Raw genomic sequence first — 14,231 nt, 5'->3', positions numbered from 1 at the left:
TTTAAAAAGTATGCTAAGGTTTAACTTAGCATACTTTTTTAATAGATTACAATTTTTCACCATTTGTTTCGATAACTTTTTTATACCAATCAAACGATTTCTTCTTATACCGCTTACCTGTTCCGTTCCCATGGTTATCACGATCCACATAAATGAAACCGTAGCGTTTCTTCATTTCACCTGTTCCAGCGCTAACAATATCAATGCAACCCCAAGATGTATAGCCTAATAAATCTACACCATCTTTAACAGCTTCGATCATTTCTTTTAAATGTTCACGCATATACTCAATCCGATAGTCATCTTCAACTGTCCCATCTTTCAATTCATCCTTAGCACCCAGTCCATTTTCCACAATGAATAATGGTTTCTGGTAGCGATCATATAAGTTATTCATCGTGACACGTAGACCTAATGGGTCAATCTGCCAGCCCCATTCAGATGCTTTAAGGTGTGGATTTTTTAATGATTTAAACGCATTCCCTGATGTAGCACCTTTGTACATTTCTGGGTCTGCACTCGTTAATCGAGATGAATAATAAGAAAATGAAATGAAATCAACTGGATATTGTTTTAAGATTTCCTCATCACCTTGCTCCATCTCAATTTCGACACCTAACTCTTTAAACATGCGATCTGTGTATGAAGGATACTCTCCTCTAGATTGAACATCAATGAAGAAATATTGCTTTCGGTTCTCTTCAACAGCTTTCATCATGTCTTCAGGATGACAAGAATAGGGATAAACTTCTCCTGCTGCTAGCATACACCCTATCATGAAATTCTCTCCATTAATTTCTTTAGCAGCTTTAGTCGCTAAACTTGATGCAACGAGTTGATGGTGAGCCGCTTGGAATTTTACTTGATCTTCGTTTTCATCTTCTTCAATAACTAACCCACCACCGAAAAAAGGTATATGGAGTAACATATTGATTTCATTGAATGTTAACCAATATTTCACTTTGTCTTTATAACGTTCAAGAACAACTTTTGCGTAACGTTCATAGAACTCGATTAGTTTACGATTTCTCCAACCGCCATATTCAGTTGTTAAGTATAGCGGTGTATCAAAGTGATTTAACGTAACTAAAGGTTCAATGCCATATTTTTGACACTCATCAAATAAATCATCATAAAATGCAAGCCCCGCTTCATTTGGTTCCTTTTCATCACCATTAGGAAAAATGCGTGGCCACGAGATCGACGTTCGAAAAACTTTAAAGCCCATCTCAGCCATCAATTTAATATCTTCCTTATACGTATGATAAAAATCAATTGCCTCATGGCTTGGATAGTGGTCATACGTTGTATTAAGTGCTACTTTAGGATTCCATAAAGCTTCTCTTCTTTTTTCACCAGATGGTAAAATATCAACTAATGCAAGTCCTTTACCATCTTCTTTATACGCGCCCTCTGCTTGATTGGCTGCAATAGCCCCGCCCCAAAGGAAATCTTTTGGTAATGCCATCAAAAACGCCTCCTTATATAAATTTAATACACACAGTATACAGGATGTAACGAGTGTCCTCACACCCGTTACATCAATCTTTCATTTATTCAGCTGACTTTTCTTGTTCCAATGCTTGTTTATCTAAGACTCTAAAGAACGGATAATAAATTAAGCCTGTCACAATGATCATAATAATTTGAACAATTAATAATACAACTCCACCTTGTACTACTGCATTAAAGAATGTTGGTGTACCTAACGGTAGATGCGCACCCGCTGTTCGAGCTATAATACCTGTTGACATTAAAAAGTAAGGAATCGTTACAGATACAAGTGGAGCTACTACAAATGGAACAGCCAAATAAGGATTTAATACAATGGGTAATCCAAATAATAATGGTTCGTTAATTCCGAAAAATGAACCTGGTAACGCGATTTTACCAAGGGTTTTATATCGTTTACTTCTAGCTAGAAAGGCCATAATAATCGCAAGACCAAGCGTTGCTCCAGAACCACCTAGCATCATAAAGACGTGTGCAAAACCTGTATTCACAATGTTTGGCAATTCTTCACCAGCTGCTAAAGCATCTAAGTTCTCAACACCAAGCGGCATCCAAATACTCAAATAGATTGGAAGGACTACTAACATCCCGTGGATACCTAATAACCATAATCCGTGTACGACAAGTGTAAAGGCAATGAGTGACCAGAATCCCCCACCTAAGTTTTGCATCGGTGCTTGGATAAAGGAATATACAAACTCATGCATGTTGCCAAATGGTGTGAATGTAAACAAGAAACTGATGATCGTAAAGAATATAACGATAATGATAGCAGGCACAAGACCAATAAACGTTTTCGATACAGTTGGCGGAACACCAGCCGGCATTTTAATCGTCAGCCCTTTATTGACAATCAGAACATACAGTCTAGCACTGACTAAACCAACAATAATCGCAACGAATAAACCTTGAGCACCTAAAAACTGAAACGGTAAAACAGGATCTTCTTCTAACATCGTCGTGGGGGTTAACACTAAAAATGACATTAATGCAATAAGACCCGCAGATGAACCTTCTTTTTCAAATGATCCGGCAAGCTTAAATGCAATAAAGAATACAGCATAAAGCGCTACCATTTCCGTCGTATATTGAGCAGGTATCTCTAATAAACCTTTAATACCTATATTCGTAATAAAGTTTTGGTAAGGCTCAATTGCCATTTCACTTAAAAGTGTTGAAAATGCACCAATAATTAAAACTGCAACAACGGACATTAAACCGTCTGAAACAGCCTTCAAATAACGGTTGGAACTGATCTTTCCGGCTACTTTTTGTAATTTTTGCTGAAAACCTGTGTTTGACATATATGTTTCCTCCTCTATCTATTTATGCATTTGAAATTAAATCTAAAGCCCAATTTAATACTTTTTCACCATTCATCGTTCCGTAATCCAAACTATCAATGACTTCTACTGGGATACCATTATCTCCACCATATTGTTTCGTGTAATCTTCCTGTAAGTAAGAGACTTGTGGCCCTAATAACAACACGTCCGCTTCTTCAATATGACTCTTGATATCACCACCTGATGATGCTTCAATTTTAATCTCTTCATCTTTCGCTTCTGCTGCTTTTTTCATTTTATCGACTAACATACTTGTCGACATTCCGGCTGCACATACTAATAAAATATTTTTCATCATTAATTCTCTCCCTCTAATTGATTGATTTTTTCATTTAAATGAATCACTTCTAATGCTAAATCACGAACCGTCATCGCATTCATTAAATGATCCTGTGCATGAACCATTAAAAGAGAAATATCCGTTTTTTCTCCCCTTGTTTCTGCTTGAATTAAATCTGTTTGCACACGGTGAGCTTGATTTAGCTCTTCATTTGCTTGTTCTATGAAATCATGTGTTTCTTTTTCATTCCCTTTTTTTGCTTCAGACATTGCTTTCATTGCTGCACTTCTCGCGTTACCGCCGTGCATAATGATTCCCATAACGACTTCCTGGTTCTCCATTAACTTTCCCCCTCACACATTAATGATCTATCTTTCATACTCTTACTTTATAATTTAAACGCTTACATCTAAAGAGACTGTTTTTCCATTTACTACGGAAGAAAACTAGAGTGAGTCACTTTCCACTTCTTGAGGAAAAGACTTATTATAAAATCTTTTAAATCATATAAAAAGACAGAACCTCTAATCATTAAGGCTCTGTCTTTTGTATTTATTATTCGGCTGATTTTTCTTGCTCTACAGCTTGTCTATCTAAAACTCTAAAGAATGGATAATAGATTAAGCCTGTCACAATGATCATAAGAATTTGGACAATTAATAATACAAATCCCCCCTGTACTACAGCGTTAAAGAACGCCGGAGTACCTAACGGTAAGTGTGCACCCGCTACTTTTGAAATGATTCCCGTTGACATTAGGAAGTAAGGAATGGTTACTGATGCAATTGGTGCTGCTACAAAGGGAATGGCAAGATACGGGTTTAGAACAATTGGTAAACCGAAAATAAGGGGTTCATTAATTCCGAATATTGAACCTGGGAGCGCAATTTTACCAAGCGTCTTATACCGTTTGCTTCGTGCCCAAAATGCCATAATAATCGCAAGACCAAGCGTTGCTCCAGAACCACCAAGCATCATAAAGACGTGTGCAAAACCTGTATTCACAATGTTTGGTAATTCTTCACCAGCTGCTAAAGCATCTAAGTTCTCAACACCAAGCGGCATCCAAATACTCAAATAGATTGGAAGGACTACTAACATCCCGTGGATACCTAATAACCATAATCCGTGTACGACAAGTGTAAAGGCAATGAGTGACCAGAATCCCCCACCTAAGTTTTGCATCGGTGCTTGGATAAAGGAATATACAAACTCATGCATGTTGCCAAACGGTGTGAAGGTAAATAAGAAACTGATGATCGTAAAGAATACAACGATAATGATAGCAGGCACAAGACCAATAAATGTTTTCGATACAGTTGGCGGAACACCCGCGGGCATTTTAATCGTGATCCCTTTATTGACAATCAGAACATACAGTCTAGCACTGACTAAACCAACAATAATCGCAACGAACAACCCTTGAGCACCTAAAAACTGAAACGGTAAAACAGGATCTTGTTCTAACATCGTCGTGGGGGTTAATACTAAAAATGACATTAATGCGATAAGGCCTGCAGATGATCCTTCTTTTTCAAATGATCCTGCGAGTTTAAATGCAATAAAGAACACAGCGTAAAGCGCTACCATTTCTGTTGTATATTGAGCAGGAATTTCTAAAAAGTCTTTTATACCGATATTCGTAATGAAATCCTGGTATGGATCAAACGCCATACCGCTCAGTAACGTGGAAAATGCACCAATAATTAAAACAGCTACAACGGACATTAAACCATCTGAAACAGCCTTCAGATAACGATTTGAACTAATCTTTCCAGCGACTTTTTGTAATTTTTGTTGGAAATTCGTATTAGCCATTTTTATGACCTCCTTAAAGTTGTTAATTAATCAACTCAAGTGCCCAATTCAAAACCTTCTCTCCATTCATCGTTCCGTAATCCAAACTATCAATCACTTCAACTGGAATACCATTATCACCACCATATTGTTTCGTGTAATCTTCCTGTAAATAAGATACTTGCGGTCCTAACAACAACACGTCCGCTTCTTCAATATGACTCTTGATATCACCACCTGATGATGCTTCAATTTTAATCTCTTCATCTTTCGCTTCTGCTGCTTTTTTCATTTTATCGACTAACATACTTGTCGACATTCCGGCTGCGCAAACTAATAAAATATTTTTCATCATTAATTCTCTCCCTCTAATTGATTGATTTTTTCATTTAAATGAATCACTTCTAATGCTAAATCACGAACCGTCATCGCATTCATTAAATGATCCTGTGCATGCACCATTAGGAGTGAAACATCTGATCCTTCTCCTTTTGTTTCTCTTTGAATCAGATCCGTTTGAATTTTATGAGCATTAGTTAGGGCTTCATTTGATTCTTCGATTAACTGTTGGGCTTGTTTCATATTTCCTCTTTTAGCTTCCGTCATTGCTTTCATTGCTGCACTTCTTGCATTACCACCATGCATGATAATCCCCATTATAACCTCCTGATCATTCAAACGATTGACCCCCTTTCAATTAATAACTATCATCTTATACTTATATTCTAATAATAAAGCGCTTACATTTACAGTTAACCTTTTTCCTTGAGCTGTGGAAAGAAATTAGTCGAAGAACATCAAAAAAAGAATGTAGACAATCACTACATCCTTTTCAATAGTTCTTTAACTTCCTTTTTATCATTTGTTTGCAATAATTCATCAATTAATTTCCGATTATCCATAAAGCGAATTAATGTGTTGTACATAGGCTCTAAACTTTGACTATTTTCATCTGCTACATGTAATAAACAGATAAATTGAACTGGATTGCCGCACCAATCAATCGGCTCTTTTAATGTTGCTACTGTCCAAAATGTTTTATCTGACTTTGCTTCTAGAGGATGCGGGATGGCTACCAAATTGCCATAACTTGTCGATGCCGCCTTTTCTCTCGCCATAACGGATTCAATTAGCCCGTGTTCTGTATAGCCTTTATTTATTAATTCTTCACCTAAAAATGTAATCACTTCACTTGGTTTTTGGAATGATAGATTTAAATAGATAAGATCATCAATTAAATATTGATCGACAATAGAAGAATAGTTGTAATCAATCATATCTTGAATATCATCAATCTCTGAATCACCTAAAAGCGTACTAATCACAACATGAGGTATGTCAATTGAATCTGGTAAAGGAACCGTACTGACAATAAAATCAATTGTCTCTTTATTATAATTTGATAAATTGTGTAATTCTGTTGTCCCTACAATTGTTAGCTGATTTCCAAACTTCGCTTTCATTTTATAAAGTAATAATTGTGAACTCCCAAGACCTGTTGTACAAACAATTAAGCAACGTTTTGGTTTTGTTTGTAATTTTGTCCGTTCAATAGCTGCGCCGAAATGGAGAGCAATATATCCAATTTCATGCTCATCGACCTCAATGCCATAATCTTCTTCCACAACTTTAGAGGCTGTGACACCAGCTTCAAATGCAACGGGATAATTCACCTTAATCGCTTCGATCATCGGATTTCGTATGGTCATTTGATGTTTGTACCGATGGATCGCTGGCTTAAGGTGAATAGCGATCCCCGCATACAGTTCTTTATCTTCTGTTATGCCTAATTTCATCTGCGATTCAACACGTTTTACCATTTTATCAACTGTCGCTAAAATGGAATCATCTAAATGTTGCTTTAACTCCTTATTTTCTTCATTTAAAAATAACTTAGTACCTAATAAATGCATCGCAACATAAGAAATCTCTACAACGGGAAATTGTATTGACAAAGCATTTTCGATTTCTTTTATGATCGATTGAGCAACCTTGTATTCACGTTTACTCTTAATATCATCCTCGTCTGCGCGCATTAATTGAACGTATTGCCCACTTTCAATTCTTCTACAGGCAATTGCAATGTGTACGACCAAATTATTCAAGGCAATATCTGATAAGTTCAACTCCACTGCCTTCAATTGATTAAGAACAATCGATTTGATCACTTCCATTTGGTCAACTGGTAATAACCAATCCTCTTGGTTAGATTCAGGTGATGTGATCGTTGTGCGATTAAAGAGTAATTCTGAAATCGCATATCGAATTTGCTTCTCATTTCCAGATAACACTAAACCGTAGTTCGGTCTCTTACATAATTGCAAGTTATATTTTTTTAAAATAACTTTGACGTCTTTCAAATCATTTTGCAATGTCGAACGACTTACAAATAGTTCATCAGCTAAATCATCTATTTTTAAATAGTTACTTGTTAATAGGAAACGTTTAGCTAAATAATGAACACGATCTTCAGGTTCAACTGGCACTGATTCCTCAGATTCAAGCATTATCTTAATAAATCCTTTAAACTGTGATTCATCAATTACTTCTAGCTGGTACCCTTGGCCTCGAATCGATTCAATAGATGCACCAGCGTCTTGATTTTTCAGAAGATGATCAATTTCCTTCAAATCATTGCGTACTGTTCTTGAAGTGACTTGAATATACTTGGCGAGTTCACTACCTGTAATCGGTTGATCTTCTCCCATTAGCTTTTTCAATAAATGTTGTTGTCTTGTGTTCATTCAATGTCACTCCCTCTCTTATCTATCATTCTACTTTACTATGTGAAGCGTTTACAATACTAGATGAGTTTAATTCTTTTCCTCTATTAACGGAAAACAATTAACGATCGTTTTTTCTTTGACAGATCGATTTTTATCGTGTATATTACAAATTGGTCGAACGATTTTATAAAAATATTAAAAAATATTCGTATTTAGAGGTGTTATAAATGGAAAATGTATTTGATTATGAAGATATCCAACTCATTCCCGCAAAATGTATTGTAAATAGTCGTTCTGAGTGTGACACAGAAGTTACTTTAGGGGGACATACATTTCGTTTGCCAGTCGTCCCTGCCAATATGCAAACGATTATTGATGAAAGAATCGCTCACTTTTTAGCTAAAAATGGCTACTTTTATATCATGCACCGGTTTGAGCCCGAAACACGTGAGCAGTTTATTCGTGATATGCACAAAGAAGAATTGATTGCTTCTATTAGCGTTGGTGTTAAACCTGAAGAATATGATTTCATTCGTCATTTAGCTGAAGAACAATTGATACCAGAATTTATTACGATCGATATTGCACATGGACATTCAAATGCAGTCATGGAAATGATCACTTTTATTAAAGAACAAATCCCTTCAAGTTTTGTGATCGCAGGGAATGTTGGAACACCAGAAGCTGTGCGTGAACTTGAACATGCAGGAGCTGATGCAACGAAAGTGGGAATTGGACCTGGTAAAGTATGTATTACGAAAGTTAAAACAGGGTTTGGAACAGGTGGTTGGCAATTAGCTGCACTCAGATGGTGTGCTAAAGCTGCAAGCAAGCCTGTTATTGCTGACGGTGGAATTCGAACGCATGGAGACATTGCAAAATCCATTCGCTTTGGCGCCTCAATGGTTATGATCGGTTCACTTTTTGCTGGGCATGAAGAATCACCAGGTGAAACCGTTGAAGTCAATGGTCAATTATATAAAGAATATTTCGGTTCTGCGTCTGAATTTCAAAAAGGCGAGAAAAAGAACGTCGAAGGTAAGAAAATGCACGTGGAATATCGTGGACCTCTTCAAGATACGTTAACTGAAATTGAACAAGACTTACAATCATCCATTTCATACGCTGGTGGCCAGTCATTAATGGCAATTCGTAACGTGGACTATGTTGTCGTTAAAAACTCTATATTTAATGGAGACAAAGTGTATTAATCACAAAAAAGCCGATCAAAAGATCGGCTTTTTTATTCCACAACACTCTCTAATTGTTTTGCAATCGTATTCAATTGATTCACATCATCTGAAATGGTTCCAATTGCGTGTGTTTGTTGTTCAATTGATGCTGTCACTTCTTCTGTTGTGGATGCATTTTCTTCTGAAACAGCTGATAGTGACTGCATAATATCAATCATTTCATCCGTTTTCACTTTCATTTCTTTACCCGTTTCCGAAACAGATTGGATGACTGATTCTACGTGTTGTAGTGTGTTTGATAAAGAATCAAATTTTTGATTTGTTTCATTTAAGCTATCTTGTTGTTCATCCGCAAGTGATTTTACTTGAGAAACAGTCGCGACTGTGTCATCCGTTTGCATTGTTAATTCCTTAATAATATCTTCAATATCTTTATTAAAGCGAGTTGACTCTTCGGCTAGTTTTCGAATTTCATCGGCTACAACCGCAAATCCTTTACCACTCTCTCCAGCTCTTGCCGCTTCAATGGAGGCGTTTAGCGCGAGTAAATTCGTTTGGTCGGCAATACTTGCAATTTCCCCACTTGCTTTTTCAATCTCACTTACTCTCTCACTCGTCATTCGAATTTTCTCATCAATAGTTATGATCGATTCAATGCTTTCGTTCGTATTCTCAGTTAAACTCGACATTTTTTCTGAAGATGATGCTCTTAGTTCTCTTGCTTTATTTGTTGATTCGGTTAAATCGGTTAAATATGTTTCATTTGTTGTTAATAACTTGCCTAATTCACCGACATGTTCCGCCCCAGATTCAGTATCCTCTGCTTGATTCGATGTACTTTTTGCTATCTCATCTACAGCTAATTGAATTTCCTCAGACGATTTTACAAGGGAATCACTCGTTTTTTCTAAAGATCGCGTCCCTTCTGTTAATTGAGCGACTGAACGTTTAGCTTCTTCAACAACCGTTTGAACGCGATCTGTTTGATGATTAGCTTCTTCTGCCTTTTCACTTACATTGTGAACCAATGCCTCTCCACTTGCTGAAACGAAATACGCTGCACTTACACTCATTAAATAGATCACAAATAAAACAGATAGATCAAAGATATTCGAAAGGTCAACGGTTTCTAGTAATAGTATGGCAACAAGCGACAAAACACCAAGCACTCCTGATAATACAATAACTTTTCGATTTAAATACAACATCGAAATAATTAAATACAAATAAACAACGCTAAAGGCAGTAATCGCAGGTAAAATCGCAATAACTAAAAAGGCAATAATATATGATAGAGTAACAATCGCATATTTTGTCCATCCTCTCGACCCGAAAAAGTGATAAACACTATAAAGAGACAAGGCGACGAGTAATGTCGTACCTATGTAAATAGCAAGCGCTGAAAATGTGATAAATTCCATCTGTTGGAATATAATAAGGACTGGATAAGACAAAATAATTAAACTCGTCAGTAAAATTGTTAGCGATTTAGACGCCTTTAATTCAAAATAATCTTTGTTTTCTATGTTTGACATGATGGTGTTCCCCGCTTTTCTAATATTTTAGTCATAGTCTTTAATACCCTTATAGGTAAAATTCAAAACCTATTAGAAAAGTCTTCAATTATTTAATTTTATAAACGTACGATCGATTATCTTTCAGCTATTGACTTTCAAGACAAACAGGAGTAAATTACTTGTAGTTAAGGGAATTCACAGTAGTAATTCACCTCGAGATAGGGGGCAAAAAAATGGCTAAGCCAAAACAATTAGCGATCATCGGACTCGGACAATTCGGAACGGGTGTTGCTAAATCACTTATTCAAAAAGGACACGATGTACTCGTGATCGATAAAAATGAACGTCTCGTTAATGAATTTCGAGATACAGCGACACATGCCGTTGCTTGTGATGCGACAGATGACAAAGAATTAAAAGCACTCGGAATCAAAAATTTCGATTATGTTATCGTCGCAATTGGTGAGAATATTCAAGCGAGTATTCTAACAACACTTATTTTAAAAGATTTTGACGTCAAAAACGTCTGGGTCAAATCAACTAATGATTACCATACAAAAATACTTGAAAAAATTGATGCTGATTTAGTCATTCACCCTGAACAAGATACAGCATCAAGGCTCGTTAGACAGCTTATTAACGGCCATTTATTGGACTATATCGAATTATCCAATGATTACAGTATCGTAGAGATTAAACCCTCAAAACAATTATGCGGAGAGACGATCGCAACGATTGATTTAAGAGGTAAATACGGCATCACCTTAATCGGTCTTAAATACGAGGGACAAATTGACATTAACCCTTCACCCGATTATGAGCTGTGTAAACAAAATGTCTTAATTCTATTAGGGCATAAAAAAGATATTGCACGATTTAAAAAAGCGGTGATTTTATGAAAAACTTGTTGTATACAATGAAAAAACACGAGCTTTCACCCCCGCAAGTCTTGGCTGCTGGGTTCTTTGTTATCATTCTTATTGGCACATTATTATTAAAACTGCCCATTTCCACAACCGAGTACCTTTCATGGTTAGATGCTTTATTTACAGCTACATCAGCCGTCACCGTTACTGGATTAGTCGTTGTTGATACAGGTGGTGCCTTCACTCATTTTGGTCAAATCATTTTAATGGTTTTGATACAAATCGGTGGACTAGGGTTGATGACATTCGCTGTCATGAGCATTTTGTTACTCGGAAAACGAATAGGATTAAAGGAGCGTCTTCTCATCCAAGAGTCACTGAACCAAAACTCGATGGGGGGCGTTGTTCGCTTAATCAAAGCTTTATTTTTCTTTGCTGTGGGAACTGAGTTGATTGCAACGGTTATTCTATCGTTTAAGTGGGTACCTGAATACGGATTCGCTCAAGGTGTATTCAACAGTTTATTTCACGCTATTTCAGCCTTTAATAACGCTGGATTTAGTCTCTGGTCAGACAGTTTATCGGGTTATGCAACAAGTCCTGTTGTTAACTTAACCATCACGTTCTTATTTATCACAGGCGGGATTGGCTTTACCGTTTTGTATGAATTATTTGAACGAAAATCATTTCGGCATTATGCACTGCATACTAAAGTTATGCTTGTTGGGACATTCTTCATTAATGTGATCGCCATCTTTAGTTTTTTCTTACTTGAATTTCAAAACCCAGAAACACTGGGTGCTTTATCTTCAGGTGATCAATTTTGGACAAGTTATTTTCAAGCTATCACACCACGAACTGCTGGTTTTAATACATTGGATTATAGTACTATGAATGAATCGACGTTATTATTTACGGTTTTTCTCATGTTTATTGGAGCCGGTAGTGCTTCGACAGGAAGCGGTATTAAGGTCACAACATTCGTCATCATTTTGGCAGCCGTTTATGCTTACTTACGAGGACGTAATGAAGTGCGTATGTTTAAAAGACGTGTGCCCTTAGAAATCGTTCACCGCTCATTATCAATTATCATTATGAGCTTGTTTTTTGTCTTTTTCTCAATATTTATCTTATCGCTAACAGAAAACCTACCGATTATCGCTTTAATTTTTGAATCTTTCTCTGCATTTGGAACGGTCGGATTGTCTGTCGGCATCACAGATCAACTGTCCACGATTGGAAAACTGGTTATTATGGTCTTAATGTTTATCGGACGTGTTGGGCCATTAACAATTGCCTTTGCACTCGCCAAAACATCTGCACCAAAAATATCGTATCCTAAAGGACGTATCTTCACTGGATGATAAAAAGCATGGCTTCATATTCTATTATGAAGCCATGCTTTATTTAACTAAAAATATCTGCGCTTATCCAGTTGATTAAGTAATCTTCTTTAAATAAATCAGTTGGATAATCGACTGTTGTCTCTTCCCCATCTTCATATAACCACTGAAGAAATGTATTAAACGCTTCAAAGTATGGGTGATATAAAAAGTCAAAACTAACTGTTTCATTCGGCATCCGTTCATTCTCACAAATTTTCGGATCTAAGTAATTCACATATGTTCGACACGGAATCGGACGCACTTCATAAGCGAGACACGCATTGGTTTCCAGGTCAAGTAACGGACAAGGCAAATCGAGTTGACGATACTTTGCTTTAAAGGCATCGTGTTCCTTAAAATCAATAGAGCGTGCAACCATCAACTTTTCTTTTTGATCATGCTCATATTGTTTTAAATTGTTGATGATTTTATTTTTTCGTGCTGGTGGCATATCGTGAATCGCTTGTATAATTAACTTCGCTTCCAATTCAGTTACGATAATAGGAAAGTAACAACAAAAGGCACACCCCATTTGACAGGTTGGCGTCATATTCATAAATTGATCCATCTTATCCATTTCAACACTGACTTGATTTAATAAGGCTTGAAATGATTTCATCAACTTCTCATCAGCTGATCCATCACTCTCGTCCCAATGTTCGATAATGGAGAAAAAACGTTCATCGTCTATCTCATAGTGTTGTGATAATTGGTGACATTTTTCTTCTACTTCATTTAAAGTTGGAAAAGCCATTTATATAATACTCCTATCTATTTATCTTATAAAGGCCGTTTAATTTCAAACGCCTCTCCGATCTTAGCATAGTCATTCCCTGCTAATCGGCTAATGGGATCGAGTTGATCCCTATCAATTCGACCACTTTCGTATAATTCTGAATTTATATGATAACGTACGACCTCACCTAACAACAAATCGGTCGTTGGCAATTCGATATGATCATACAACTTACATTCCATACGGATCTTCGCTTCTTTTACACCTGGTGTGTTAATTAAATCACTCGGTATTTCTGTCAGAGCTGCCTTTTTCACTTCACTCTCTGTATAGGGCAATGTTGCAGATGTATGGTTCATTTTCTCAACCCACGTTTCATCCACAATATGTACAACAAATTCTTTTTGTAAAATGCTATTTTGAGCTGTATGCTTGATCACTTGATCTTTTCGTTGAACCGCAATTGAAATCATCGGCGGCTCGCTAGATACAACATTAAAAAAACTATACGGCGCGCCGTTTAAAACCCCATCTTCACTTAGGGATGTTACAAATGCAATCGGTCTTGGTATAACACTTCCGATTAGAAACTTATAATTCTCTTTTCCTGATAAATGACTTGGATTAATAGCTTGCATCATGTACACCCACCCCTTCATAAATGTAACTCCATTCATATAGTGTAATCTAAAAAACAACCAAATACCAACAATCTATTTGATCATTGACAAAGGTTGATCGATTCATCCAGCTTTCAAAGAGGATATTATCAAAGTTTGATATAAAATTTTGCGGATGCGAGTAGATGAGAGGAGAAGAAAAAAATGATATATATTAAGAACAAGTCCATATCCAATGGTTGCATAATCGAAT

At 36.5% G+C, this 14,231-nt stretch carries 14 protein-coding genes; 3 read left to right on the top strand and 11 right to left on the bottom strand.

What is annotated here, in order from left to right:
* Positions 1-46: 46 nt before the first annotated feature.
* From BLR62_RS08930 to BLR62_RS08895, 8 genes are all read right to left on the bottom strand, one after another.
* Positions 47-1,468, bottom strand: coding sequence for a 6-phospho-beta-glucosidase (locus BLR62_RS08930; protein WP_090795995.1), 1,422 nt, complete (start codon positions 1,466-1,468; stop codon positions 47-49).
* 85 nt (positions 1,469-1,553) lie between these two features.
* Entirely contained in the window at positions 1,554-2,816 is a 1,263-nt protein-coding gene (locus tag BLR62_RS08925) for a PTS sugar transporter subunit IIC (RefSeq protein WP_090795994.1), read from the bottom strand.
* A 22-nt stretch (positions 2,817-2,838) separates the two neighbouring features.
* Positions 2,839-3,153 (bottom strand): PTS sugar transporter subunit IIB, encoded by a 315-nt coding sequence (locus BLR62_RS08920; RefSeq protein ID WP_090796104.1) that lies wholly within the window; start codon positions 3,151-3,153, stop codon positions 2,839-2,841.
* 2 nt (positions 3,154-3,155) lie between these two features.
* The gene (locus BLR62_RS08915) at positions 3,156-3,479 is read right to left on the bottom strand and encodes a PTS lactose/cellobiose transporter subunit IIA (protein ID WP_090795991.1); all 324 of its coding nucleotides are present in this window, start codon (positions 3,477-3,479) and stop codon (positions 3,156-3,158) included.
* A 214-nt stretch (positions 3,480-3,693) separates the two neighbouring features.
* Positions 3,694-4,956 (bottom strand): PTS sugar transporter subunit IIC, encoded by a 1,263-nt coding sequence (locus BLR62_RS08910; protein WP_090795990.1) that lies wholly within the window; start codon positions 4,954-4,956, stop codon positions 3,694-3,696.
* 22 nt (positions 4,957-4,978) lie between these two features.
* The gene (locus BLR62_RS08905; RefSeq protein WP_090796102.1) at positions 4,979-5,287 is read right to left on the bottom strand and encodes a PTS sugar transporter subunit IIB; all 309 of its coding nucleotides are present in this window, start codon (positions 5,285-5,287) and stop codon (positions 4,979-4,981) included.
* A gap of 2 nt (positions 5,288-5,289) precedes the next feature.
* Complete coding sequence (locus BLR62_RS08900) at positions 5,290-5,613, bottom strand: PTS lactose/cellobiose transporter subunit IIA (RefSeq protein ID WP_176759264.1); 324 nt, start codon at positions 5,611-5,613, stop codon at positions 5,290-5,292.
* 143 nt (positions 5,614-5,756) lie between these two features.
* Complete coding sequence (locus BLR62_RS08895) at positions 5,757-7,679, bottom strand: BglG family transcription antiterminator (RefSeq protein ID WP_090795986.1); 1,923 nt, start codon at positions 7,677-7,679, stop codon at positions 5,757-5,759.
* Positions 7,680-7,888: 209 nt separating this feature from the next.
* Here BLR62_RS08895 and guaC point away from each other — a divergent pair, with 209 nt between their 5' ends.
* A complete protein-coding gene (gene guaC / locus BLR62_RS08890) occupies positions 7,889-8,872 on the top strand; it encodes a GMP reductase (RefSeq protein WP_090795983.1) in 984 nt (327 codons plus the stop codon).
* Between the two features lie 32 nt (positions 8,873-8,904).
* On the opposite strand, the gene BLR62_RS08885 is transcribed toward guaC, so the two are convergent.
* Positions 8,905-10,389, bottom strand: a complete 1,485-nt coding sequence (locus tag BLR62_RS08885; protein WP_090795982.1) for a methyl-accepting chemotaxis protein — start codon at positions 10,387-10,389, stop codon at positions 8,905-8,907.
* Positions 10,390-10,604: 215 nt separating this feature from the next.
* Here BLR62_RS08885 and BLR62_RS08880 point away from each other — a divergent pair, with 215 nt between their 5' ends.
* Positions 10,605-11,270, top strand: a complete 666-nt coding sequence (locus tag BLR62_RS08880) for a potassium channel family protein (RefSeq protein ID WP_090795979.1) — start codon at positions 10,605-10,607, stop codon at positions 11,268-11,270.
* A gap of 17 nt (positions 11,271-11,287) precedes the next feature.
* Positions 11,288-12,601 carry a TrkH family potassium uptake protein gene (locus BLR62_RS08875; protein ID WP_245719442.1) on the top strand — a complete coding sequence of 438 codons (1,314 nt, stop codon included), beginning with the start codon at positions 11,288-11,290 and terminating at the stop codon, positions 12,599-12,601.
* 43 nt (positions 12,602-12,644) lie between these two features.
* Here the strand turns inward: BLR62_RS08875 and BLR62_RS08870 are convergent, their stop codons facing one another.
* Both BLR62_RS08870 and BLR62_RS08865 read right to left on the bottom strand, forming a co-directional pair.
* The gene (locus BLR62_RS08870) at positions 12,645-13,376 is read right to left on the bottom strand and encodes a YkgJ family cysteine cluster protein (protein WP_090795975.1); all 732 of its coding nucleotides are present in this window, start codon (positions 13,374-13,376) and stop codon (positions 12,645-12,647) included.
* A 26-nt stretch (positions 13,377-13,402) separates the two neighbouring features.
* Entirely contained in the window at positions 13,403-13,996 is a 594-nt protein-coding gene (locus tag BLR62_RS08865) for a flavin reductase family protein (RefSeq protein ID WP_090796100.1), read from the bottom strand.
* Between the last annotated feature and the right edge of the window lie 235 nt (positions 13,997-14,231).

Origin of the sequence: Pelagirhabdus alkalitolerans (genome assembly GCF_900096905.1) — a bacterium.
Lineage (GTDB): Bacteria > Bacillota > Bacilli > Bacillales > Amphibacillaceae > Pelagirhabdus > Pelagirhabdus alkalitolerans.
Note: the sequence above shows the minus strand (reverse complement) of the source record. Positions and strands in the feature narration are given on the sequence as shown.